This window comes from Vibrio sp. 10N.222.54.A3 (genome assembly GCF_041474095.1).
Taxonomy (GTDB): Bacteria; Pseudomonadota; Gammaproteobacteria; order Enterobacterales; family Vibrionaceae; genus Vibrio; species Vibrio crassostreae_C.
In genome coordinates, this window is record NZ_JBFRTN010000021.1 from 1 (window position 1) to 25,157 (window position 25,157).

A 25,157-nucleotide genomic window follows, 5' to 3' on the forward strand; every position below is an offset into this window, starting at 1 on the left:
TGTTATTAAGGCTATCCATGGCTAAATTTCACAATAATTCATCAATCTTAATTAGATCACATTTTTACTTTAATTGGTATAGCTTCCTTTTAAAATGGTCCCGAATGAAACTGAAGTACTGCAGTTTTAGGCTGGTGAAGTACTTTGATACAATGGAATGATTAACTCATTTATGTTGATGCAGGGCCTGAACTGCTTGATTGTTTTCGTTGGTAACCGCTGCTTAAGGCGTACCGCCATACTCGATTGCGTTTGGCAACTGCGTCCTCGGTTTGATGCTCCTAGCTATGCCGGGCGATTAGAAAGCTTTGAATGGTGGCATTGGGATGATGAAACACTAGCAGAAATATTGCCACCATTCCAAAAAGATTGCGGTGAGTTTTTGGCTTACTTTGAGCAAGTCTAACCCCAATATATTTTAAGTCTGAAACTAAAAAAGCAGCCTAAGTGGCTGCTTTTTCGTTTAATAACTTTATAGCGGTTTAGCTGGCAAGCCGTTTAGTTCGCTAACTGATTAATTAGAAAGCTTAGCCTCGACTTGCCCAAGTGCGCGTTGGTACATAAACCAAGCACATGTACCGGCAAGCACATTACCCACCATGGCACCCCAGAACAGGCCTTCAATACCAGCAAGCTGCGAACCAATCCATAAGCAAGGCAAGAAGAAGGCGAACAGGCGCAGTGCTGATATCGTTAAGGCAGTATAAGACTTACCAAGCGCGTTCGAGAGAGAAACCATCAGCATACAGATACCCAACGGCCCTAAACTGATAGGAACGATAAGTAAGTGGTAGTTCAAAATGGTCGAGACTTCGTCTTCGCTGGTCATGAGATTTGCCAACCCGCCAGAGAACATCCAAGTTACCAGTGCGATCACCAATTGGAATCCTAATACAAACATCACGGCAATCTTCACAAGACTACGTATGTTCCCTAGGTTCTTTTCTCCCAACATTCGGCCAATCATAGGTGGCATCGACATAGTCAGAGCAAGCACTGCAACAATCGAAAAGAACTCAAAACGTGAACCTAGCGCCCAAGCTGCAACGGCTGCTGTGCCGTAGCCTGCAAGCAGTTTGGTGGCGAGCATCGAAGAGACTGGTGGCAGTAGCTGACTGATCATCGCAGGCCCCATGATGTTTCCTATAGAACGAATACTCTTGCCGATATCAAGATCGTGCCAGTCGAATGTCATCCAATGCTTCTTAGTTACCTTAGGAGCAACGATAAAGATACCCGCACCGAACGCCAAGATGGTCGCAATCGCGGCTCCGTTGATGCCCATGTCGAGCGTGAATATGAAAATCGGGTCCAATATCAAGTTGATGATGCTGGTCGCGATCATCATCGAACCGGGCAGCATGGTATTACCATTGGCACGACACACACTGTAGAAAAAGTAGAGCAGTGCGCCTGTCCAAGAGCTTACCAGCCAATAGATCCAGTAATAATCAATGATCGGCAGTACCGTCGGTGGTGCATCGAGGAGTTGTAAAATAGGACCACGCAACAGATAGATGATGACCGAGAACAGCGCGACACTCACACTGCCCATCGCAACGACTAATCCGCCGAGCTGTTTGGCATAGCGTATCTCGTTAGCCCCAATAGCTCTCGCGATCACAGCCGTTGTCGCGATGCCTAGTCCGACTTGAATCCCGATAATGATCATCTGAATTGGTAGCGTGAAGCCTTGAACCGCGAGCGGCAGTACGCCTAACTGGCCAATAAAAGCACTGTCTACAAGTTGGAAGCTCATCAGGGAGAGCACCCCAAACAGCATTGGCCATGTCATTGTATAGAGTTGTCGGCCAAGAGAAGGCGAGGGAGTTGCGGTCGTAGAATTCATAACACTCTTATCAGTCTTGAAGGTAGGTTTGTCGTAGTGACAATCCATTCAATGAAGAATTGCGTAAAGGATAACGTAACGTTAGCTCGATACCAATAAATGTCATTAAATCTATCGATATTACCTTTGCACAGTTTCATCGGTATGTGAGCATTGTGCAATGCAACTTTATGCGTTCGCTTATTGAAATTTAAGGTGTCGTATCTTGTTTCTGAGTTTTATATTAGCGGATTGGGTCTAAAGGTTTTCCATTCGACTATTTCTAATGTTTCGCTTTATCCCGATAACTTGGTGGCGTGACTCCAACCCAACCTTTGAATGCACGATTGAAATTACTCAAGTCGCTGTAACCCACTTGCCAACTGATGTCTTGAACAGAAAGGTTGGTCTCTTCAAGTAGCTGTTTTGCTTTAGCTTCCCGAACTTGTTCTTTGGCTTGTTTAAAGAGAATGTTTTTGCTCTTCAGGTTTCTCTGCAGCGTTCGTTTTGTCATGCCGAGCATGGTCGCAAACCACTCAATATTGAACCAAGGTAGAGTCGCATAGGTGTCTATTAATATCTCGACAGCGTGATGCCAATCTTGGGTACTATTTCGTTCTGAAATGGCACGATAATCATCGGGCAGCGGAATCGAGAACGCACCGTATTGCTCTTCAAACTGAATATCAGAATCAAAGAAATGCTTAGGTAATTTACGTGCGCTGTTGTTCTTAGAGACCAACTTGGCGTGTGATGGTTGCCAGCGACTGTCAATGAACTTACGGCATAGGCTAATCACGGTCAGGGCGCGAAACCATTCTGCTTGTTCAAAACCTGAGGTCGATGGGTCATAGCAACTTCGATGACACAGCCACCACAATCCATCGCTTTTTTCCGTCCATATGGTGACGTGATTACTTAAGGTCGATATTTCAGTAATCAAGCAGCGTACCGCTTGCTCGAGAGAAGTGCATTGTTCAATTTTTCGGTCTAGCTCAGGTGACAATTGCTCTAGAGAGGCCTTACGTCCAACCTCAATCCCTATCGAATAGCCAAACTTACGCTCAAGGCCATGAATGAAGCGAATCACGTCTTGTGTAGGAAGCCATTGATTGGATTGTGTCAGTTCAATGGGTAGACCGCACGCAACGGCGACGGTGCGCCAATCCAGTCTATGTTTGTCACAATACTGAATATATGGAGCAATGTTACTGGTCGAAGTGAGCAGTATGCTGGTGGTGTTCGATGATGCTTTCATTGTTTTGTGCCTACCATTAAATGTCATCAAGTGACCTAATTAAGTGTAGCGCATCTCCCTATACTTTTCCTAACCTAAACAGGAGAACAATTATGAAACTTAAACACATTGCCGTTCTAGTATCGTTAGCGACCCCATCATCATTTGCTCTTGCAGCAAACCCAGTTGAAGAAGCTCTGAAAGTTGAAGGTGCTCAAGTTACCTTGACCGTGAAAGAGGCGAGCACAGCATTTACCCCAAGTTTTACTGACTCAGCTCGTGAGTTATTCAATAACTTTCATTGGCAGATGGGCGGCGACCACAGCGTTTACTACAACATGCACATGAGTGAGTTTCTACCAACGGCACTGGCGGCTCCAAACGAAGAGTACAAGCCTTTAGTCAAAAATATCGACCCACGACTCGCTGCACTGAAAGTTGATACTGAAAGCAAAGGTCAGTTGACAATGGATGAGTACTTGGCGGATGAACAGTTCCGTACCCAAGGCTTTATGTTGATTCACAAAGGGGAGATCGTTTACGAAGCTTACCCAGGTATGAAGCCGACAGATACGCACGTTTGGGCATCTACAGCAAAAACGACGGTTGGCACAGTGATCGCAATGTTAGTGGAAGAGGGCAAAGTCGACCCTGAAAAAGAGATCGCTGAGTATGTTTCTGAATTGAAAGGAACGAACTGGGATGGCATCACAGTACACCAAGTTCTGAACATGTCGACCGCGCTAGACAATGAAGAGACATTAGAGTCTATCTTGAACCCAGACTCTGATGTGGTGCGTTTCTTTGCGGCATCGTTTAACTCACCTCGTGCAAAAACGGGTGAAATGGAAACTTGGATGGAAGTGGCTCAAGGTGCACAGAAACTGGAAGGTGAAAAAGCCGGTGACCATTTCCGTTACGCATCTATCAACACCATGGTGCTGACTAAGTTAGTTGAAAACGTTGAGAACAAAACTTGGACTCAAGTATTCGAAGATCGTGTTTGGTCAAAAGTGCACGCACGTCAACCAATGCAATTCAACTTGACGCCAGATGGCATGGCGATCGCGGTTGGCTTGGTTTCATCAACGGTAGAAGACATGGCTCGCTGGGGAACACTATTTACACCTAGCTGGAAAGCGGTGGCTGATGAGCCAGTGGTGTCACAAGCTGTGATTGATCGTATCCGCAACGGCGGTGATCCAAAAGCATTCGTAGGTACTAGCAAAGAGAGCAGTTCACTGCACGCATACAACGAAAAAGCAGACTACAACGCATACCAATTTGATTTCATTTTCAATGACGGTGCAATGTCGAAAAGTGGCAACCTAGGCCAATTTATTTACATCGATCCTGCACGTGACTTTGTGGGTGTGATGTTCTCAACCAACCCATACCACTCAGGTTTTGGTGAGAATAAAGGCCCTGCACTAATGCGTTCGGCAGCAAAACTACTTGCTGACAAGTAATCTATTTATTACCTAACAGGATGTTCCAGGCTTCAAGGAGGAAGCAAACGACTTTCGAGAGATATAATGAAAAATTTTGCTCTATTAATCCCGTTGAGTTTAGGTCTAGCCCTTCCTGCACATGCTGATTCAGATTCCGAACGTGTTATCGATCCTGCTGATGTCACTAAAGTTTATACTCAAGCTGCATTGATGCTGAATGGTAGTTCAGATATCCAATTTCAAGGGCAAGTTTCTGGCGGTTTAGAAAACGGTCAGCAGTTTGCCCTACTGGCCGAAGGGACGTTTGTCGATGAAAGCAACACAGCGCTTCGCGATCCAGACAAATTCGGTACAGAGTACAGCAACTCTAGAATTCAGTACTTCCACGTCTTTGAAACGGGGACGAAAGCTACGCCTAAAGTGGGTCTTTCATTAGATTATATTAATACGCGCAACAGTATTAAAAATGACTTATTGTCGGTTGGCGGTGTTGTTGCGATTAATCCAGCTTATACCGGTGGATTCCTGGTATTTCCAAGAGCAGGACTGATGACTGGTAGTATGGAGATCCCTGGCGTCACTTCATCTAAAGATGATTTAACGGGATACTCGCTTGGTTTGATTACCGCGAAGCATCTCGGTGACTCTGGCGCTTATGTGTCTTTGGTTCCTGAGTGGCAAGATCTTTCTGGTGATGATATCGACATGCAAAACTTCTCATTTAAAACATCGTTAAATGTGCCGATGAACACTGCAAGAACTTGGTGGTTGAATACGCGCTATGACATTACCAAAGCGGATGTTGATGTGAAAGGTGTGCCAATGCCGAATGGTTGGCAAACCGAAGCTTGGGTTGGTGTGAGATACTACTTCTAGCGCTCTAGCCAGCTAATTTGCAAAGAACCTAGAAAAGCCAGTCAACGTGACTGGCTTTTGTCGTTAAGGTACCGCGTGAAGCGTTACTTATTTACTTATTTACTTATTTATTAGCAACGTTACCTAGCTTCAACCACGTATCGATAACCGTATCCGGGTTTAGTGAAACAGAGCTGATGCCTTGCTCCATTAACCACTCTGCTAGGTCGTCATGGTCAGATGGGCCTTGGCCACAAATGCCCACGTATTTACCCGCTTTGGTTGCTGCATCGATCGCCATTTTCAGCATTGCTTTCACGGCTGGGTTACGCTCATCGAATAGGTGTGCCACGTCACCTGAATCTCGGTCTAGGCCAAGCGTCAGCTGTGTCATGTCGTTTGAACCGATAGAGAAGCCATCGAAGTACTTCAAGAACTCATCAGCCAAAATTGCGTTCGATGGTAGCTCACACATCATGATCACTTTCAGACCTTGGTCGCCACGGCGAAGGTCGAACTTAGCCAGAATGTCGATAACCGATGCTGCTTCGCTTGGCGTGCGAACGAATGGAATCATGATTTCAATGTTCTTAAGACCCATCTCGTTACGAACACGTTTGATCGCTTGAGTTTCTAGCTCGAAACAGTCTTCGAATACTGGTGAGATGTAACGAGATGCACCACGGAAGCCCAGCATTGGGTTCTCTTCATGTGGTTCAAATGTTTTGCCGCCTACAAGGTTGCTGTACTCATTCGACTTAAAGTCAGACATACGTACGATCACACGCTTAGGCCAGAATGCAGAAGCGATGGTCGCGATGCCCTCTGTTAGTTTGCCTACGTAGAAATCGATAGGATCTTTGTAACCACGAATACGCTGTGTGATTTCAGCTTTAAGCTCATCAGACTGTGCGTCAAAGTTGAGCAGTGCTTTCGGGTGAATACCGATCATCTTGTTGATGATGAACTCTAGACGAGCAAGGCCGACGCCTTCGTTTGGAATCTGCGCGAAATCGAAAGCACGATCTGGGTTACCCACGTTCATCATCACTTTAGTCGGTAGCATTGGTAGCTCATCAACCTCAGAACGTTTGATTTCAAAGTCGAGTTCGCCGTTGTAAACGTAACCTGTTTCGCCTTCTGAACATGACACTGTCACGGTATCGCCATCGTTTAGGCTGCTTGTTGCGCTGCCACAACCAACGATTGCTGGAATGCCTAGCTCACGAGCAATGATCGCAGCGTGACAAGTACGGCCACCACGGTTAGTCACAATCGCAGACGCTTTCTTCATCACAGGTTCCCAGTCTGGGTCTGTCATGTCAGTTACCAGCACGTTGCCTTCTTGAACCAGTGACATTTGGTCTAGAGAATCAACCAAGCGAACAGGGCCAGAGCCGATACGCTGACCGATAGCGCGGCCTTCAACCAAGACATCCGCCTTATTGTTTAGCTCGTAACGCTCGATAACGTTTTGATCGCTTTGAGAACATACGGTTTCTGGGCGAGCCTGAACGATGTAAAGCTTGCCGTCGATGCCATCTTTCGCCCACTCAATGTCCATTGGACGTTGGTAGTGCTTCTCGATGATCATCGCTTGTTTTGCTAGCTCTTTGATCTCTTCATCGTTGAGTGAGAACTCGTTACGCTCTTGAGTGTCGGTGTCGATGATGTCGACTTGCTTGCCGATTTCTTGATTGGTCGAGTAGATCATCTTGATCAACTTAGAACCAAACGTCTTTTTAACGATTGGGTAGTGACCCGCTTCTAACATTGGCTTGTGAACGTAGAACTCGTCTGGGTTCACTGCGCCCTGTACAACCATTTCACCCAAGCCCCAAGAAGAGGTGATGAATACCACTTGGTCGAAGCCAGACTCAGTATCAAGCGTGAACATCACACCTGAAGAGGCTTTGTCTGAGCGAACCATGCGCTGGATACCCGCAGACAATGAAATGCCACGGTGGTCAAAGCCTTGGTGTACACGGTAAGAGATAGCGCGGTCGTTAAACAGTGACGCGTAAACGTGCTTGGTTGCTTCGAGTACCGCGTCGATGCCTTTCACGTTAAGGAAGGTTTCTTGCTGGCCTGCGAATGAAGCATCTGGAAGGTCTTCTGCGGTTGCAGATGAACGCACAGCTACAGACAATTCTTCGTTGTCTTCGATTAGCTCGCGGTAGTTATCACGGATGTCTTGCTCTAGTGATTCTGGGAAGGGTGCGTCTAGAACCCATTGTCGAATCGTTGCACCTGTCTTACGCAGTGCGTCAACGTCTTCAACATCAAGTTCATCAAGTAGTTGGTGGATGCGCTCATCAAGACCTTTGTAGTCAAGAAAGTCGTTAAACGCATAAGAGGTGGTAGCAAAACCATTAGGTACAGAAACACCAGCATTGGACAGGTTAGAAACCATCTCGCCCAGTGAGGCGTTCTTACCGCCGACTTTGTCGACATCTTCCATGGATAGGCCATTGAACCATAGGGTATTATTTTGCATTTATTTCTCCAGAAACATAGCAAGCATTGTAGGGATTTAAAGGCAAACGATTACGTGTCAGTTTAAAAAAATGTAAATTATTTTCTAAAGCTGTGGGGGACGTAATAGTCAGCAGGGTTTCGTTATATATATTATGGTTCCCATCCTACTCAAAATAATTTTAAACATTAAATAAAAAATGCAAATTGATATCCAAAGTCGTGATGTATTCTATGTTTCTGATGGAACGGCCATAACATGTGAGACTTTAGGGCATGTTGTTCTAGGTCAATTCCCTTTCAAAGCCAATGAAAAAACCTTTCCGTTTGTGGAAAGTGAGGACAAACTTTCTGATTTATTAAAAGAGATTGAAATTTCGTATCGTGATACTGGGTTAGAACCGCTGGTGTTCTTTTCGATTGTGATACCTGATATCAAAACCAAATTGCTAGAAGCGCCCGCGCACTGTTATGACGTGTTAGAGAGCATCGTGCAGAAAGTACAGGATGACATTCAGATGGCGCCTGTTCCTAAGTTGCAGCGCTCACGCAGTGTAAACAAGGACTCGGTGAAGTATTTCGACCGTATTGCTGCGATTGAGTACACGCTCGCGCATGATGATGGCATCACGCTAAAAGGGCTGGAAGAAGCCGACATCATCTTGTTGGGTGTTTCTCGAAGTGGCAAAACACCAACAAGTTTGTATATGGCGATGCAGTTTGGCTTACGCGTAGCAAACTACCCATTTATCCACGATGACTTAGCGCGCTTAAAGTTGTTGCCCGAGTTTGAGATCTACCGACATAAGCTGTTTGGTTTAACCATTGACGCAGAAAGGCTCACTGAAATTCGTGAGAACCGCTTAGCAGGCAGCGAATACGCCAGTGACTCACAATGTTTGTATGAATTGCAAACGGTAGAGGCGATGTTCCGTCGAGAAGCGATACCTTACATCAACACCTCTTCACTATCGGTTGAAGAAATTTCGACACGAATCTTGGAGCGAACAGGTTTGAGAAGGCGTCTGCTGTAAGACAAAGCCTTAGAGAAATAGAATGGCCAGATAAAAGAAAATCGAAGCTCGCAGTTTACACCTGAGAGCTTCGATTTTTTGTTTGTGCTCGTTGTAGTCACTTGCGAATCAGAGCTTGCTTTCTTAATCTAGATAGCTTTCTAGCGAAGTAAAGACAGCTTTAGCGTTTCGCTTTTCTTTTCTAACCAGCGTTCAAGTGCTGGTGGCCAACTGATGCTTGGTTCTACGCAAAAGCCACGAAGCATCGAGAAATACACCGCTTGATCGACTAGAGGCAGTGATGACTCACCATGCTCTAGATCCAGTAAGAGTTCGGCATCTTTCAGTAATGGGTTAATCAGCTGAACGAACTGAGGTGTCTTTTCTAAGAGTTCTTCAAAGTTAAAACCTTCGGTCTCTTTACTGGCACGCCAAGCTTCTTTGGCTCCAGCAGAGCGATATTCAGCCAAGTCGAGGTTCCACCAACGTGGACGTCCAATTTGTTGAGTAAGAGGGAATGCGCGAGTTTGGAACACAGTCACTTGCTCTGATGGCACACGCTGCTCATCGCTTGATTTCAAGTCCATGAAGTACGCGATGATATCTAGGCTCTCTGCCATGATAGAGCCATCGTCTTTTTGTAAGACGGGCACCATCTTTTTACCGATCAGATCGATAAGGGTTTGGGCATCATCATAATCGACAGAAACAAGCTCAATGTTCAAGCCTAGCGATTGAGCAATGTAGGAGACTCTTGCACAGAAAGGGCAGTGGTCGTAAATGTAAAGCTTCATAGCTTCCCTCATTCGGGTCTTTCTTAGTATAAGATGATGCTAATGTACCAGAAACTTTCGCAGACAATAAGCCTTTGTTAACAAGAACTATTCACTGCGATTAAGTGCTCGGGGATATCAAGAGAACGATGGGAATAAGCACTTAGTGTAGAAACTCGTTGCCTAATTCTATTGTCAGTTGAGTGCGGTTTTATTGTAACGAGTAAGCGAATGAGAAAGCTAGTGGGTAAATTACAGGCATAAAAAAGGCTCTGGCTGCTTACTCTAATGCAGAAGAGTGAAGTCAGCCAAAGCCTCAATTTTGTTACCTTTAGTAGAGTGACTACTAAAAGGGCAGAGTGGTTAAACTATGCTTTTTTAAGATCTTGCGCTGGGTAAGTAAGCGTCATTGCGCCTTCTACCGTTGTAACGTGAACGTAGCCGCCACCAGCACTTAGGCCAGTTACTACCATTTCACCTAGTTCAACACCTTTTGTTGCTACAACGCGATCATCAACTGAAAACACTTTACACACCTTCAATAAATTAAATAAATACGATAGATATCGAACGCGGATTTAAACAGATGGGACCTCAATCAACTAATCCGGTTATTTGTCGTAAAGATTAAATTCAGTTATGTATAAATAATTATGTATTAAAAATCAGTTTGTTAACTTACGCTGTGACGTTATTTATCCGCTGGATACACTACACCAACTTGTTGGCGCATCTCTGTAATTAACTTCGCAACCGTTAAAGCGCGCAGTTGGGCCTGCGCTTGTGTTGCGTTGTCGCCAGCAATGCAGCTAGCAAAGGCCTGCGCTTCGTAACTCATGGAGTTTTCGCTTTGTGCTTGAGTAAGGTTTTCTACCGTGCCATCGCGGTAGCGGATCTTAACGTCAGTACATTCAGCGATGTGATCGATGATGATCGCCCCTAATTCACCTTGGATCTCGCTTGGCGCATAAGAGTCGCTGACTTTGGAGTGCGCAAGGGTCACATCAAACTCAGGGTATTGGAAGATCGCACAGCCATGAGCATCGACACCTGAATCAAGTAGCTTTGCAGAAGCCTGTGCGTTTTCAGGTTTGCCAAATAGCGCGACTGTCGCGGCAACACAGTAAAAGCCAATATCGACCAATGAGCCGTTAGAAAAAGCTGGGTTGAAGGTATTTGGGTTCTCGCCGTTTAGGTATTTTTGGTAGCGCGATGAATACTGGCAGTAGTTGATGTGTGCTTTATGTACCTTGCCAATCTTTTCTAACCCAAGTTGAACTTGCTTAAAGTTCGGTAGGAATTGAGATTTATACGCCTCAAACAGCACCACACCGTTTTTCTCAGCGACTTCGAACATGCGTGTTGCTTCATCAATATTTGATGCAACCGGCTTTTCACAGATAACATGCTTGCCGTGTTCCATCATGAAGATAGATTGCTCGCAATGCAGTGAGTTAGGGGAAGCGATGTACACGGCTTCTACAGTGTTGTCATTGGCCAATGCGTCGAGTGAGTCATACGTGGTTTCAACGTCAAATTCTTGGGCGAACTGTGCCGCGCTGTCTAGATTTCGAGAGTAAACCGCAGCAAGTTGCATCGATTGAGATTCGTGCGCAGCTTGAACAAACTTTTGTGTAATCCAATTGGTTCCAATTACAGCAAACTTAATCATATAGGTATCCAGTCGTTAGTCGTCGTTAGTATATTGATTCTGCAGAGATAGTAGCACTCAACGGCTGGCAATGTGCCTGAGATTTACGGAACAATTTCCCTAAACATAGTGCCTAATATTAATGTTCAGCCTTCACAGAGCGTCTGAGTTGACCAGTGTAACGGTGCACAACTAAGCCATTTTTGCTAAGGTGTTATTGAATTCAAACAAGGTGATGATATGCAAATCCGGACGGCCAAGGTAACTGATATTAACGCGATCTTAGCGCTCTCTGAGCAGATAAACCGTCAACATCATCTTGGTGCGCCTATGGTATTTGCACCAGCGTCACAAGGCTTGGCCGACAGTGAAGAGTATTGGTTAGGTTTGATGCTTGACCCACTTGGCGCTTTCTTGGTTGCAGTCGATGACAAGCAAGTCGTTGGTTTTTTAGCGGGTAAGGTAACGCAGAACAAAGGGGTCAGTTTTATTCAGCCGCACAAGGTGGCAAGGGTCAATACGATTGTGGTGAACGATCAGGTTCAGAGCCAAGGTGCTGGTCGAGCGTTAATGAAGTCTTTTAATCAATGGGCGCAGGCGAGAGGAGCGATAGAACTTAGGTTGGAGGTAATGGAGTTTAACCAACAAGCTCAGGGTTTCTATGAGTCGTTAGGAATGGAAACTCAGTCACGAACCATGTCCATGCGTTTTGAGGAGATCTAAAGGTGCGTCTGTTTCTGCCTTTATCACTGTGTTTACTGTTTGTGGCTTCGAACGCGAATGCTGAGCAAGTCGTGGTCGAGAAAATAGTCTCTGACGCGACCGCTATCGAAACCATCGTATTCGAGTCTGCACCGGCTCATTCTCAACGTGTCTCAACGTCTTCATCTAACTCAACCTCTTCCACGAGCTCAAACTCCGAGCATGTGATTATTGTGGATGATGTTCTTAACAGTAGCCCTGATGAAAAGGTAGCTCAGTTTTCTCAAGGGTCATCGAAACGTCCACCTCAAAGTTCCTCTCGACAGTTTTACAACGTACCGGATAGCGCATCTGAGATAGATTCGCTGTCGCAAGTGGTTACGTTAGTTAAAGTCGATAAATCGAAACGTAGGATGTATCTGCTAAAAGGTGAAGAGGTGATTCAGGAGTTTCGTATTGCGCTAGGCAAACAACCGAAAGGGCATAAACGCTTTGAAGGGGACAACCGAACGCCGGAAGGGGAATACCAGCTCGATTATGTGATGGAAGAGTCGGACTTTTATCGCTCAGTACATATTAACTATCCGCAACCTTCGGATATGCAATGGGCAGAGCAAAATGATGTAGATCCTGGAGGAAACATCAAAATCCATGGCATCAAAAACGGCGAGCGTCGTTCGCCGAGCTTTATTCAAAGTTTTGATTGGACGGATGGCTGTATCGCGTTAACCAATCAAGATATGGATGAGTTTCTCCAACTTGTAAAAATGGGTACCCCTATCCATATCGAATGGTAGTCATTGGTACCCAGTTTTCTTAATCACTTTCCGCAGTCAATTAGCGCAATCAATTCGCGAAACCAATTCGTAAAAGCAACGTCCAAAATTAAACGCTAAAGCCGTTACAGTAAGACTCGACCTGCACTGAATATTGCAATCACAATCAGCAATGCAATGGTGACTGGCTTAAACTTCGCTCCACCAAATCTTTCGAACAGTTTAGAACCCACATAACCGCCAAACATGCTGCTTGGTAGAAGCGCGAGAGTCAGCCAAACTACATCGCGGTCGACTAACCCAGCGATAGATGCCGAAACAAACGCAGTGGAATCAGCCAATACAAAGAAGGCTATCAGGCCTGCTCTGGCAATGTGCGGAGCGACTGGGCTTGCTAATGCATGAGTGCCAATTGGAGGCCCTGACATCGAAGCCGCGCCGTTCATTACACCCGCAAGGCTTCCTAGAATATAGGGAGTAAATGTAGGTTCGCTTTTGTACTGGAAACCTTTGTAGATCATAAGTGCAGACGCAAAAATGAAGGCACTGATGATCAAGATGATCGTGTCTTGGCTAACGGATTTAAGCAGAAGTAAGCCGACTGGTGTGAAGGCAAAACAAGGGATAAATACCTTTAAAACCCAGCGCCAGTTAACATGCTTTCGAACTTTAGGCAGTAATTGAACATTGCCTAGGAGATCGATCAACATGAAGACGGGAACCAGTTCGATAACAGGCTCGAATAACGCACTTAATGGCAATGCCACTAAGGTGAAACCGAAACCTGAGAAGCCACGAACAATAGCGGCGAAAATGAAGATTGCACCCAAAATTGGGAAGGTTGGACTAAAAATGAGATCCATAAATTAAGTAACCAATGAAGCTGTCTGTATAGAGCGAGCTAATGAAACCAAGTGAGTAGCGGAATGTACTCCTACTCACTTGTGTTTGCTACCTAATTTTAAGGTTTCCCGAGAGTTAATTTTAAAGTCTCTCGGGGTTGTTTTTGCGGTATTTGTTTGGTCAATTTATAGAGGTAAATTGATTCGGAAAATCAGTGAATACGGCATCTACTTTTGAGATGAATTTGAAGTGAGACGGATCGTTTACTGTGTAGCACCAAGTTTGAATGTTTGCTTCACTCAGTGTATCAAGATCGCTCTGATTCACATGCTCGTAGTTCATGTGACAGCTGAACACTTTAACCTCGTCAATCAACATCAAGTCGGCTTGAGTCAGTTGCTCGGTGATCAGACCTACGCGGTATCTCGGCAGGTGACGAGCCATTTCAGAAACGACTTGATGGCTGAAACTTGAAAGCAGCACTCTGTCGGTGTCTAGATTTGAACGAATCAACTCGGTATGCAGCAAATCAACGACATGAGGCGCTTGATGTCGACTGTCGACTTTGATCTCTAAATTCACGCTGAGATCATGCTGTTCAGCAAGCGCGAGCAACTCTTCCAACGTTAATATTCTTTCACCTGCGAACTGCTCAGACTTCCAACTGCCAAAATCAAGCTGACGCAGTTCTGCAAGGGTGTGTTCGTCGACACGCCCCTTGCCATCGCTGCAGCGCTCAAGGGTGTGGTCGTGACAAACCACAAGTTGATCATCCTGAGTTGGCTGAATATCTACTTCAATCCATTTCAAGCCGAGTTTAGCGGCTTGTTCAATGCTTGCTTTGGTATTTTCTGGGTGAGTACCTGCTACACCCCGATGACCTACGATGATAGACGACATAATTAATCCTTCTTAAAGACGCACCGTAAAAACGCATGAAATATCAGTGTACTCGATTAAGCGAGGGCCGTCGTTATGCTTGTCGTCTCTTCGCGTGACTCTTGTGAAGTAAAGTTATTCGGCTGAATACGCTTTCCACGACTGTCAAAAATATGCAGGTTAGATTTATCAATGCTTAATCCGAGCGGCAGTACTTGGCATAGTGTCGTTTCTGGCGTGACGGCGATAAAGGGTTGGTCGTTCACCAGGCCATGAACCAATTGATTCGGCCCCAATGGCTCAACCACACTGATACGCAGTTCGAGAGGCAAGGTGTTCATTTTTAATTCGGAACAAACCTCAGAGTGTTCAGGGCGAATGCCAAGCGTGATAGTCGCGTTCTTAACGTGCGCGTACTCTGGCAGGTACATTTGTTGATCACCGATTTCAAGATAGCCATCATCGAGCGTGGCAGTTAGGAAGTTCATCGCGGGGCTGCCAATAAAGCTTGCCACAAAGGTACTGGCAGGCTGGTGGTAAACTTCTCTTGGTGTGCCGACTTGTTCTATCTGACCTTTGTTGAGAACCACGATTCTATCTGCCAGTGTCATGGCTTCGACTTGGTCATGAGTCACGTAAATACTGGTTACGCCTAGCTCGCGTTGTAGCTTTTTGATTTCTAACCTCATGTGAGCGCGCAATGAGGCATCTAGGTTAGACAAAGGCTCGTCAAACAGGAACAGTTGAGGGTCGCGTACAATCGCTCGTCCCATAGCAACGCGCTGGCGCTGACCACCCGAAAGCTTGGCTGGCTTGCGGTCTAGGTACTCTTCGATCTTTAGTGTCTTGGCGACTTTCTCAATCTTCTCTTCAATTACGTGTTGGCTGACACCTCGGTTCTTTAAACCATAAGCGAGGTTTTTGTATACCGTCATGTGAGGGTAGAGTGCGTAATTTTGAAAGACCATTGCGATATCTCGTTGAGCTGGCTTTTCGTTATCAACACGGCGGCCACCTAAGTGAATCTCTCCGCCAGAGATGCTTTCCAACCCCGCAATTGAACGTAGGATAGAAGACTTGCCGCAGCCCGATGGGCCAACCAATACAAGAAATTCACCCTTTTCGATCTCAAGCGAGACATCTTTCACTGCACGATGACCATTCTCATAAGTCTTTACCAAGTTTTTGATGCCTAACATGGTAGGTGCTTTGTGCGTATGGTTGTGAGTGGCTTGGGTGTGCCCTAACGTTTGTTTTAACTTTGGCATCGGGGTGTCCTCTGTATTTTTGTGGATAGCTTGGTGAGAAGGCAGGTGAGATATCTTGTACTCAGCGAGTGATTGAATGCGGTTATCGTTCATTTGAGTTGTGTCGTTATTATTTTTCACTTTCTACTAGCCCTTTTACAAACCAACGCTGAAATACAACCACTACTAAAACGGGTGGCAACATAGCTAAAATCACCATGGCAAAAACATAGTCGTAGCGCGGTAAACTGGTTTCATTGATGTTGTTGAGTACTTGTTTGATGCCCATCACGATGGTGTTGTAGCCTTCGTCCGTGGTCATCATGATTGGCCACAGATATTGGTTCCAACCCACCACAAACATGATGATGAAGATTGCGGCAATCATGGTTTTAGACAGTGGCAATAAGATGTCGACAAAGAATCGAAACGGACCTGCGTTATCTAGCTGAGCGGCTTCTAACAATTCATCGGGGATGGTTTTGAAGAACTGCCTAAAAAAGAACGTCGCGGTGGCTGAGGCGATCAAAGGCAGAATTAAACCTGTGTAGCTATTAAGCAGCCCAAGCCTTGCGACAACTTCATAGGAAGGGATAATGCGCACTTCTAATGGCAGCAAAAGCGTCACGAAGATCAACCAGAACCAAGCTGTAGCATAAGGCAGTCTGAAGTAGACCAAAGCATACGCGGCCATCATCGAAATGATGATCTTACCGATCGCAAAACCTAGCCCCATGATCATCGAGTTGGCGATCATTTTGCTGGCGGTGACTTCGCCACTGAAGCCCATGCTTTTGTTCCAAGCTTCGCTATAAATGGCCGTAAAGTTATCGCCTGGTACCCATTGCAGGCCTTCGCTGACAATGGTGTTCGGGTTATGCGTCGAGCTGGCGAAGATTAGCCAGATAGGGACCAACATGAACAGCATCCCAGCAATTAGAATTAGGTGGTCATAGACCTTATTACTTTTCATAAATAACTCCTGTCGCGTTAAAACCTAGCTGTGGTGGGCTAGTAGTGAACACGCTTTTCTACAACGCGAAACTGGATAAATGTAAGAGTGAGTACCAGTAGCAACAACACAACTGACTGCGCAGAGCTGCCGCCTAAATCTGCGCCAACAACCCCGTCTCGATACACCTTGTACACCAACGACGTTGTGCCGCCACCTGGGCCGCCATTGGTCATGGTGTCGATCACGCCAAAGGTTTCAAAGAACGAGTAGGTGAGGTTGATGACCAGAAGAAAGAAGCCTGTAGGTGCGAGTAGCGGGAAAGTAATGGTCCAGAAACGTTTTGAGTCGCTGACGCAATCGAGCATCGCCGCTTCTTTTACGGCGTAAGAGATCGATTGAAGCCCAGCCAGAAAGTAGATGAAATTCACCGAAACCTGTTTCCAAACCGAAACCAAAACCAGAGCAAACGTGGCATCTAAAGGGTCGGTTTGGAAGCTAAAGTCCCAGCCTATAACCGCAAATATCTCGGTAAACACGCCAATGTGTGGGTTAAACAAGAAAGCACCGATTACGCCTGCAATCGCAGGAGCAACCGCGTAAACCCAAGTAAGAGTGACCTTGTAAGCGCCTTGTCCGTGAATGATGTTGTCGGCTTTAACCGCGAGCAGCAGCGCTAAGGCAAGCGATAAGAAAGAGACCACGATTGCGAACATTAATGTGAAGCCAATCGAGTTCAGATACTCGCTCGATTCGAATAGCATCTGATAGTTTTCGAACCACACGAAGATGGAAGAGGTGCCCCAAGGGTCTTCTAGCATGAAGGACAGGTAAACTGCCTTTGCCGCTGGGTAGATAAAGAAAACCGCAATGATGAGTATCTGAGGCGCCAAAAATAGGTAAGGCAGCGGAGAGTGAAAGAATTGCTGACGTCGTTCCACAGGGTAATCCCCAAAAATTAGTGACTGTTATCACTGTTAGTTACGGTGAGCACTAGCGCTATAGCAAAGGAATGCATCCAGTTGAGTTGTAGTTTTTGGAGCAAGAAATGGCGCTAGTGAAGAATCTCCTCACTCCTTGCCATTACGTTTTTAATGACGCAGTGACAAGTGGTGAGGAGCAATGAACGGCTTTGGTTTGTTAAGCCTTTAGCTCAGTAATCTGCTTTGGTTAAAAAGCCAAATTAGTTCATCGTACGAGCGAAGCGTTTCAGCAGTTTGCTGCTCTCATCTTCGACTTTATCTAGGCTATTCTCGACGCTAGAGCGGTCAGCGAAGATATTGTCGAACTCACGATGCATCACTTCACGAATTTGAGGGTAGTAACCTAAGCGGTAGCCCTTAGTCCATTCGCCCGATTTTAGGCTTAGCTGCTTAACGCCCACTTCTGCATCTGGTTGTTCGTTGTAGTAGCCAGACTCTTTCGCTAGCTCATAGGCAGCCGTTGTTACAGGTACATAACCAGTGGTTTTGTGCCAGTAGACTTGAGTTTCAGGCTTAGTCAGGTAATCAAAGAACGCTGCGACACCTTTGTCTTGTTGTTGGTCATGGCCATTGAGTGCAAACAGAGCTGCGCCGCCAATGAAGGTTAAGCCTGCGTCTGGGTTAACCGATTTCCAGTATGGAAGGTATGTGGTGCCGAGTTCGAAAGGTACGCGGTTACGTAAGCCACCGAATGAGCCTGAAGAACCCATCCACATCGCCACTTCTTGGCGCTCGAAAGGGGTTTGGTTTGCATCCCAGTCGCTGCCGTAATACTTGTAGTAACCTAGATCTGACCACTCTTTCATCTTGCTAACGTGCATCATCATGTCTTTGGTGTTGAACATGATCTTAGTGGACAAGCCATCGTAGCCGTTGTTTTGATCTGCGACTGGCAGGTTGTGGCGAGACTTAAAGTTCTCAAACATGATCCACGGCGTCAGAGATTGAGAAAACGCGATGTGTCCTTCAGCCTTCAGTTTCTTAGCGACCACTTCTAGTTCTTCATAAGTTTTAGGCGCGTCTGCACCCACTTCCGCGAGAAGATCTTTGTTGTAGTAAAGAACCGGTGTCGAACTGTTGAAAGGCATACCAACCATCTTGCCTTGGTTGTCGGCATAGAAGTTACGAACGCCCGCTAGGTAGTCGTTTGAATTAAAGTTGTAACCCGACTCAACCAGAATATCCTGTACCGGTTTCGCGACGTCTTTCGCGTTCATGATGGTTGCTGCGCCTGCATCGAAGACTTGCAGAATATTGGGTGCTTCACCTGCTCGGTATGCCGCGATACCGGCTGTTAAGGTCTCTGTGTATGAACCTTTGTAGATTGGCGTGATCTCGTAATCATCTTGTGACGCATTAAAGTCGGTCGCAATTTTGTTTACTGTTTCTCCAAGCTGGCCGCCCATTGCGTGCCACCAAGTGACTTGAGTCGTTGCGAACGCTGGCATTGCCGCTGTCGCAGAAAGAACGCCTGCCAAAATTAGCTTATTCATCTTCATTTCCTTTTGGATGAAATCGATGTCGAGGTATTGGATTAGAGTGTTAACGAGACGGTAGGGGTGTCGTTTGAAGCTATCTTGAACAGGGCGTATTTCACTTAAGTGGCTAAACCGTTTCACTGATATGAAAGATTCATTTCGATTTCATTTAAGAGAAAAGTTATTGATGGTTTTAATATTTATTGCGTGCGGTTTTTAAGAGGTATGTTGTTCAATACTCGCTCAATATTTGTTCCATAAAAAAGCCTCTCGAAGGAGAGGCTTTGAATAAGCTAGAGCTTGTTATAATCGGCTTTGTTCTAGTGTGCGATATCGAGTTGGTTGTCTTTCACGCCGTTAATACGGAACCAACCTGCAATACTGAATCGCTCTGTGTTTGTCGGCAGTACCTCGTGTGGGAACTGTTCAGATAAGAACACAAATAAGCGGCCTGACTTTGGTGGAATGGTCGCGATGTGGTTGTCTTTTAGGTCGTAAACCACAAGTTCACCAGCGTCTTCTTCTGTCCACTCATCATTCATATAGAACACAGTGGTTAGGCGGCGGTTTTCATTGCCCTTGAAACAGTCTAAGTGCTTCTGGTAGAAGTCGCCTTTTTCGTATTTAGCAAAGTGCGCTTCGTACTCGAACAGACCCAAAAAGAACGCTTGGTTTGCCGCTAAACGAATTTGTTCCATTTTGTCTAGGAACAGAGATGCTGGCTGACCCATATCGCGGCGCACCCATTGAATCTTGTCACTACGAATGGTCGACTCTCGCGTTACTTCATCGTTACGGCCAATCCTAGCCTTTTTCCAGTTCTCTGGAATGCAATCCCTCAATGCCACCACTTCTTCTTGAGTTAAGAAGTCATCCCAAACGAAATAACCTTGGGTAGAAAGAGCATCGATTAATTGGTTCATGTATAGCACTCAGACAATAAATTAGAGGCGCATATATAGTCCTAATAACTCAGGCCAACAAATCACATGTTTTGTCGTCACGATAAAACATGTGGAGGCTAGAGTAGCAAGGCCTATAGAGTAAGGTTTACGGCAATGCGGGCATTCGATAATGCTGAAAAATATCGGATGAAATTGATGGCAATCTTTGGAATTTGTTCCTGTGCACTGAGTTGAATTGGAATTGAGTAATTGAGTCAATACCAATAGAAATCTTGATTCGGGTTCTCTATCCGGTTTTAGATTGTTGTCTTTAACAAAATGATCACAATTGAAGTTGAATTTGCTATTGTATAGGTCTGACCAGTTGTTTTATCACAAGGAGCGGTTTTGCAGCTGCATACCATCAAAGGCTATATCCAAGACATGTATCTCGTAGAGTACCCAGATAGGTTGCTGTTACTTGATGGTGCGTGCCGTGCGGATATTCCTCATCTTAGGGCTTTCATTGAAGATGAGCTTGGCCGTGAATTTAGCGACCTACATACTGTGGTTGTTACACACATGCATCCGGACCACGCAGGGGCAGCGCATACGCTCAGAAAGCTGACTAATTGTCATTTGGTGGCAGCAAACAGAGACAAAGATTGGTATCACGGCATCGATGGCATTTTGATGCACCTGACCGACTTAGCGCTTGCTAGGTGGATGGCGAACCGCTCAGGCAAGCCTAAAGCAAACCTATGGTATTCAAGAAAGTTAAAGCCGGACTACAAGCTGTCTGATGGGGATAGTATTCCAGGGTTTGATGATTGGTTGGTTCTTGAAACACCGGGCCATACCGACCGTGATCTCTCGGTCTATTGCCCATCACACAGCGTGGCTTATGTGGCCGATTTAATGGTCGAGGTTAAGAAGAAGCTGATTCCGCCGTTTCCTATCTTTCACCCTAATAAGTATCGAGCGTCTGTATCGCGCATTTATGACATGCAGCTCGATACCTTGCTGGTGGCGCACGGTGGGCAAGTCGATTTCAGTCAGAAGGCTTTTGAACACCTGCTGATGAGTGCCCCAAGAAGGCCTGTTACACATTGGCGAGTGACGAAAATCAAAACCAAGAAATTACTTTTATCGATTGGGCGATTTGGTTTTCAATCTCATGGTAAATCGAAGAAATAGATCAGAAGCTTGAATGCAAAGTCGTGTATTCAGAGCTGAAAGTAGAAATAGAAAAATAGATAGCAATAAGGCCAGTCATGAGACTGGCCTTATATCGTTGTGAGTAGCTTTAGTTATAACCTGTGGAGCGGTTACGATGACTCGGATTAGTGAGTCAGCAGGAATTCACCCGCAGGGTCAACAATCACTTTGTCACTCATGCCTTGACGTCCAAGCAACATCATGTAAGTCATGTCTTGACGGTTGCTTAGCGTGATATCGATCGGCCATTGTTGGCCACCGATTCTTAGCATGGTTTCAATCACGCAACGGTGTTCAACTTCGCCGTTAGATGATTTAATTTTCTTACTTGTTTTCAGTTTCGCCTTGCAGCGCACCGTCTCTTCTAGGTGATAAACGTCTGGGTGAAGGTCGAACTCTACGAATTTCTCACCATTTGATTTAACACATAGTAGATTGTCTACGTGTAGAGAAGAGGTTTTAGCCCCTGTATCAACACGTGTATGTAGTCCAGTTATCCCTAACTCTGGTAAGCAAAGTGCTTCGGTATTCCCTATGATCATTTTATTGTTCATTTTCTTTCCAATCATGAGTTATCGGTATTCAATCAGCCCTTGCCACGAGTACGGTTAGCGTTTGGTTTTGCATTCTTCTCGATGAATTCGAAAATCATGTCTGCTACATCTTTACCCGTTGCTTTCTCGATGCCTTCTAGGCCTGGAGAAGAGTTTACTTCCATTACCACTGGGCCGTTCTTAGATTGTAGAATATCTACACCACATAGGTTTAGTCCCATGATTTTCGCTGCATTGATTGCTGTTGCGCGCTCTTCTTTGGTTAGTTTAACCAGTTGAGCAGTACCGCCACGGTGCAGGTTAGAGCGGAATTCACCCTCACCAGCTTGGCGTTTCATTGCAGCAATTACTTTGTTGCCAACAACAAAACAACGGATGTCTGCGCCATTTGCTTCTTCAATGAACTCTTGAACCAAGATGTTCGCTTTTAGGCCCATGAACGCTTCGATAACGCTTTCTGCTGCTTTGTTTGTTTCTGCTAGTACAACGCCGATACCTTGAGTGCCTTCAAGAAGCTTGATCACAAGTGGCGCGCCGCCTACGTTTTTGATCAGGTCTTGAATCTTGTCTGGGCGGCTAGCGAAACCTGTTTTTGGTAAGCCAATACCTTTACGAGACAACAGTTGTAGTGAGCGCAGTTTGTCGCGAGAGCGACTGATTGCTACTGACTCATTGATACAAAAAGTGCCCATCATTTCAAATTGGCGAACAACCGCAGTTCCGTAAAAGGTAATGGAAGCGCCAATACGTGGAATAACAGCATCGTATTGAGGTAGCTCTTCACCCATGTAGCGAATCTTCGGATTGTTACTCGCGATATCTATATCACAGTGCAACGTGTCGATAACATCGACCTGATGACCACGTGCTTCTCCAGCCTGCTTTAGACGAGCGGTAGAGTATAGATTTTCGTTGCGAGAAAGAATTGCGATACGCATGGCGTTTCCTTAGTTAATACCTGATTGGTAACTGCAAATAAATTAGTTGTTAGCTGAGCTTTCAGTTTTTTCTGAGGCTCCTTGCTTGCTTCGGGGCGAACCTTAAGGCTTTTCGTTCAACTAAGAAAACGAATTAAATTTGTCGAGTCGACAACGGAAATTTATCGATTGTGTGAGCTATTGGTACAGCAGGCTTGAGAGGGGAATTGGAATGGAAAAGCGAGTTGAGACCTAACTCATATTGGGGGTAGGAGCATATTAGGTTGTACCCAACTCGCGTTTACTCGGTGCTAAAAAGTGTACTAATAACGCCAGTTACATAGATCTAAAAGTGTTCGTAGTGCTTCTCTTTCGAGCTTACTGCAGGTGCTTTTTAGCTTGTTAAGATAGTATTTTCTCATGGTCATTACTCTCTCTGGTTAGGCTTTATTTACAACCTATGGTTTGTTGCTGACCCGTTCATTATGGACAATTAAGAGGAACTAAAAAACAGATGTTATTTTTATTGGTTGTTCCTGTTTTGGTCGCATTACACTACTTTTTGATTAATGTGTTTTATAATGGGCTTAATTAGGAAGAGCTATCTTTAAAAGGTTCATTATTTGTCTGATCTAAACATGATGCGTTACTACACGCGGCTAGAGTCGTTCGAGCCAAACATTTCTCATTCAGTCACCCTAGGCGAAGTAGCGGATATGCTGTTTACAAGCTTGCGTCACGCTCGAACCTTACTTGGTAAGATGCATCAAGCTGAATGGGTGGTGTGGGAGCCAAAAGTTGGCAGGAATCAACGCTCTAACTTAACACTGCGTTTTAGCAATTCAGAGTTGGCGCAGCATGTTGCGAGTAAACTGATAGAGCAGGGCAAGTACGGAAAAGCACTTTCCATATTGGATAATGACCGCGCTGTGTTTGGTTCTTTACTGCAAGAAACTTCCGGCGCGACCATGCGTGAAGGGCTGCTGCACGTTCAATTAACCTATAAGCGTAAGTTTGAGGATTTGTTTCCGCACCATATACACCGCAGTAGCGAACGATTTTTGATCAGACAGGTTTTTAGCTGCCTAGTGACGTGTAATGGTAAAGGTGAGTTAAAGCCTGAACTGGCGCATCATTGGCAATATGATGCTGAAAAGCTCGTTTGGACTTTCTATCTACGCCCGGGACTTACTTTCCATGACGGGCAACCTGTGGATGCTAAGCAATTAGTTTCGATGTTTTCTGCTTTGCAAACCTTACCTTTCTATCAGACAGAGCTCGCCCATGTCGCTTCAGTTTACAGTGAGCAGCCATTGAGGATTAGCTTTCAACTCACCAAAGCAGATACCGGCTTTGCTGGTTTACTTGCTGGCGTTAAATATTCGATTCAACCCGCAGCGCAAGTCACCCGTGAACCGTCTCCATTAAGTTCTGTGTCCCATGCTGTTATTGGTACCGGCCCATTTAAAGTGGTTGAGACCAACAATGAACGAATCAAACTCGCCGCATTTGAACACTATTATGGTTGCCGCTCGTTAACCGATGAGGTGACCATCTGGCAGTTTGAGGAATCAATGACGGGCACTGCTCGATTCGATGATAGCCAAATGCACGTATCGCCCTATGAAGATTCTTCTTGCTTCCATCAATTAGGCAAAAGCGATGCGGAACTTGTTTCAGCAGACACAGACGGCCTTCGTAGCCGAGTCGAGGATGGGTGTCTGTTTATCCTATTCAATCAGAACTCAGCGGCTAGCCCACTAAATAATGAGCAGCGCAAATACCTTTCAGAACTGACCAACCCACAAGCGATTTTGTCTCAGCTGGAACACAACAAGGGTTTGTTTAGTGTCTCTTTAGCTCTAAATATACTGCCAAGTTGGAAGAAATTGTATCGAACGCCTTCGAAAGAAGCACAACTGCCGGAAAAGATGAGTATTGCGGTTTACGACTATTATGCGTTGTATCGATGTGCGATTTGCGTATCCGATATACTCAAACGATATGGTGTGGACGTTGAGGTGAACACCTACAGTTTTCGAGAGTTGGCGCAGCTCTCTCAGAGTGGCGAGTTAAAGGAGGATCTGGTGTTGTGTAACCTCAACCTCGATGATAATGCCCCGTCTTCGCTGTTCTCGTGGATGATGAACGATCCTGTTTTGCACTCTGCTTTGGGAGAGATGAACAGCGATTGGCTCAAGCAGCGCTTGGATAGTCATAAAGCATCCGTGGAACTGCCTAATTACTTGGCAGAGCTAGAACCTATAGCGTCTACTCTGATCTCAGATTATTGGTTAGTGCCTATGTTCCATCACTTACAGACCGTTCGTTTCCAAGGGATTCTTAAAAACGTAGCCATCACCAACTGGGGATGGCCAGATTTCAAGAATGTATGGTCTGCTGATTAACCTTTCTTACTAGCTAAATAACTAAGTTAACTC

Annotated in this window: 23 protein-coding genes; 8 read left to right on the forward strand and 15 right to left on the reverse strand. The window is 45.4% G+C overall.

Annotated features, from left to right (window positions below):
* Nucleotides 1–172 precede the first annotated feature (172 nt).
* Nucleotides 173–406, forward strand: a complete 234-nt coding sequence (locus tag AB4507_RS06015; RefSeq protein ID WP_017071577.1) for a hypothetical protein — start codon at nt 173–175, stop codon at nt 404–406.
* A 108-nt stretch (nt 407–514) separates the two neighbouring features.
* On the opposite strand, the gene AB4507_RS06020 is transcribed toward AB4507_RS06015, so the two are convergent.
* Together AB4507_RS06020 and AB4507_RS06025 are read right to left on the reverse strand one after the other, a co-directional pair.
* Nucleotides 515–1,849, reverse strand: coding sequence for an MATE family efflux transporter (locus AB4507_RS06020; protein ID WP_372182374.1), 1,335 nt, complete (start codon nt 1,847–1,849; stop codon nt 515–517).
* A 262-nt stretch (nt 1,850–2,111) separates the two neighbouring features.
* Nucleotides 2,112–3,086, reverse strand: coding sequence for an AraC family transcriptional regulator (locus AB4507_RS06025; RefSeq protein WP_102321070.1), 975 nt, complete (start codon nt 3,084–3,086; stop codon nt 2,112–2,114).
* A gap of 92 nt (nt 3,087–3,178) precedes the next feature.
* Here AB4507_RS06025 and AB4507_RS06030 point away from each other — a divergent pair, with 92 nt between their 5' ends.
* Both AB4507_RS06030 and AB4507_RS06035 read left to right on the forward strand, forming a co-directional pair.
* Complete coding sequence (locus AB4507_RS06030) at nt 3,179–4,534, forward strand: serine hydrolase (protein WP_017060556.1); 1,356 nt, start codon at nt 3,179–3,181, stop codon at nt 4,532–4,534.
* Nucleotides 4,535–4,600: 66 nt separating this feature from the next.
* Entirely contained in the window at nt 4,601–5,392 is a 792-nt protein-coding gene (locus AB4507_RS06035; protein WP_065584879.1) for a hypothetical protein, read from the forward strand.
* A 103-nt stretch (nt 5,393–5,495) separates the two neighbouring features.
* Here the strand turns inward: AB4507_RS06035 and ppsA are convergent, their stop codons facing one another.
* Nucleotides 5,496–7,868, reverse strand: a complete 2,373-nt coding sequence (gene ppsA, locus AB4507_RS06040) for a phosphoenolpyruvate synthase (RefSeq protein WP_372182375.1) — start codon at nt 7,866–7,868, stop codon at nt 5,496–5,498.
* 178 nt (nt 7,869–8,046) lie between these two features.
* On the opposite strand from ppsA, the gene AB4507_RS06045 reads away from it, so the two are divergent.
* Nucleotides 8,047–8,880, forward strand: coding sequence for a pyruvate, water dikinase regulatory protein (locus AB4507_RS06045; RefSeq protein ID WP_017060559.1), 834 nt, complete (start codon nt 8,047–8,049; stop codon nt 8,878–8,880).
* A gap of 140 nt (nt 8,881–9,020) precedes the next feature.
* On the opposite strand, the gene grxB is transcribed toward AB4507_RS06045, so the two are convergent.
* From grxB to AB4507_RS06060, 3 genes are all read right to left on the reverse strand, one after another.
* Nucleotides 9,021–9,653 (reverse strand): glutaredoxin 2, encoded by a 633-nt coding sequence (grxB, locus tag AB4507_RS06050; RefSeq protein WP_372182376.1) that lies wholly within the window; start codon nt 9,651–9,653, stop codon nt 9,021–9,023.
* 347 nt (nt 9,654–10,000) lie between these two features.
* Nucleotides 10,001–10,159 (reverse strand): hypothetical protein, encoded by a 159-nt coding sequence (locus AB4507_RS06055; RefSeq protein WP_004733064.1) that lies wholly within the window; start codon nt 10,157–10,159, stop codon nt 10,001–10,003.
* Between the two features lie 164 nt (nt 10,160–10,323).
* Complete coding sequence (locus tag AB4507_RS06060; protein ID WP_017060561.1) at nt 10,324–11,304, reverse strand: Gfo/Idh/MocA family protein; 981 nt, start codon at nt 11,302–11,304, stop codon at nt 10,324–10,326.
* 219 nt (nt 11,305–11,523) lie between these two features.
* On the opposite strand from AB4507_RS06060, the gene AB4507_RS06065 reads away from it, so the two are divergent.
* Both AB4507_RS06065 and AB4507_RS06070 read left to right on the forward strand, forming a co-directional pair.
* Nucleotides 11,524–12,006, forward strand: coding sequence for a GNAT family N-acetyltransferase (locus AB4507_RS06065; protein ID WP_065584882.1), 483 nt, complete (start codon nt 11,524–11,526; stop codon nt 12,004–12,006).
* 2 nt (nt 12,007–12,008) lie between these two features.
* Nucleotides 12,009–12,782 (forward strand): murein L,D-transpeptidase family protein, encoded by a 774-nt coding sequence (locus AB4507_RS06070; protein WP_017064906.1) that lies wholly within the window; start codon nt 12,009–12,011, stop codon nt 12,780–12,782.
* 104 nt (nt 12,783–12,886) lie between these two features.
* On the opposite strand, the gene AB4507_RS06075 is transcribed toward AB4507_RS06070, so the two are convergent.
* From AB4507_RS06075 to AB4507_RS06105, 7 genes are all read right to left on the reverse strand, one after another.
* Entirely contained in the window at nt 12,887–13,624 is a 738-nt protein-coding gene (locus AB4507_RS06075; RefSeq protein WP_372182378.1) for a sulfite exporter TauE/SafE family protein, read from the reverse strand.
* Between the two features lie 160 nt (nt 13,625–13,784).
* Nucleotides 13,785–14,504: a glycerophosphodiester phosphodiesterase family protein gene (locus AB4507_RS06080; protein ID WP_102398602.1), complete on the reverse strand. Its 720-nt coding sequence runs from the start codon at nt 14,502–14,504 to the stop codon at nt 13,785–13,787.
* A gap of 56 nt (nt 14,505–14,560) precedes the next feature.
* The gene (ugpC, locus tag AB4507_RS06085) at nt 14,561–15,871 is read right to left on the reverse strand and encodes a sn-glycerol-3-phosphate ABC transporter ATP-binding protein UgpC (protein ID WP_017071584.1); all 1,311 of its coding nucleotides are present in this window, start codon (nt 15,869–15,871) and stop codon (nt 14,561–14,563) included.
* Nucleotides 15,861–16,703 (reverse strand): sn-glycerol-3-phosphate ABC transporter permease UgpE, encoded by an 843-nt coding sequence (gene ugpE, locus AB4507_RS06090; RefSeq protein ID WP_017067274.1) that lies wholly within the window; start codon nt 16,701–16,703, stop codon nt 15,861–15,863. Before ugpE ends, ugpC begins: the two co-directional genes overlap by 11 nt.
* 38 nt (nt 16,704–16,741) lie before the next feature.
* Nucleotides 16,742–17,623 (reverse strand): ABC transporter permease subunit, encoded by an 882-nt coding sequence (locus tag AB4507_RS06095; protein ID WP_372182380.1) that lies wholly within the window; start codon nt 17,621–17,623, stop codon nt 16,742–16,744.
* Between the two features lie 242 nt (nt 17,624–17,865).
* Nucleotides 17,866–19,158: an extracellular solute-binding protein gene (locus AB4507_RS06100; protein WP_017064900.1), complete on the reverse strand. Its 1,293-nt coding sequence runs from the start codon at nt 19,156–19,158 to the stop codon at nt 17,866–17,868.
* 305 nt (nt 19,159–19,463) lie between these two features.
* Nucleotides 19,464–20,066 (reverse strand): 2OG-Fe(II) oxygenase, encoded by a 603-nt coding sequence (locus AB4507_RS06105; protein ID WP_017071587.1) that lies wholly within the window; start codon nt 20,064–20,066, stop codon nt 19,464–19,466.
* 369 nt (nt 20,067–20,435) lie between these two features.
* Between AB4507_RS06105 and AB4507_RS06110 the strand changes: the two genes are divergently transcribed.
* On the forward strand, nt 20,436–21,224 hold the full coding sequence (locus AB4507_RS06110; protein ID WP_372182381.1) for an MBL fold metallo-hydrolase: 789 nt from the start codon (nt 20,436–20,438) through the stop codon (nt 21,222–21,224).
* A gap of 146 nt (nt 21,225–21,370) precedes the next feature.
* Here the strand turns inward: AB4507_RS06110 and AB4507_RS06115 are convergent, their stop codons facing one another.
* Together AB4507_RS06115 and rimK are read right to left on the reverse strand one after the other, a co-directional pair.
* Nucleotides 21,371–21,799 (reverse strand): RimK/LysX family protein, encoded by a 429-nt coding sequence (locus tag AB4507_RS06115; protein WP_004740039.1) that lies wholly within the window; start codon nt 21,797–21,799, stop codon nt 21,371–21,373.
* Between the two features lie 32 nt (nt 21,800–21,831).
* Nucleotides 21,832–22,737, reverse strand: a complete 906-nt coding sequence (gene rimK, locus AB4507_RS06120) for a 30S ribosomal protein S6--L-glutamate ligase (RefSeq protein ID WP_004740040.1) — start codon at nt 22,735–22,737, stop codon at nt 21,832–21,834.
* A 602-nt stretch (nt 22,738–23,339) separates the two neighbouring features.
* Between rimK and AB4507_RS06125 the strand changes: the two genes are divergently transcribed.
* Nucleotides 23,340–25,124 (forward strand): SgrR family transcriptional regulator, encoded by a 1,785-nt coding sequence (locus tag AB4507_RS06125; RefSeq protein WP_372182382.1) that lies wholly within the window; start codon nt 23,340–23,342, stop codon nt 25,122–25,124.
* The last annotated feature ends 33 nt before the right edge of the window (nt 25,125–25,157 follow it).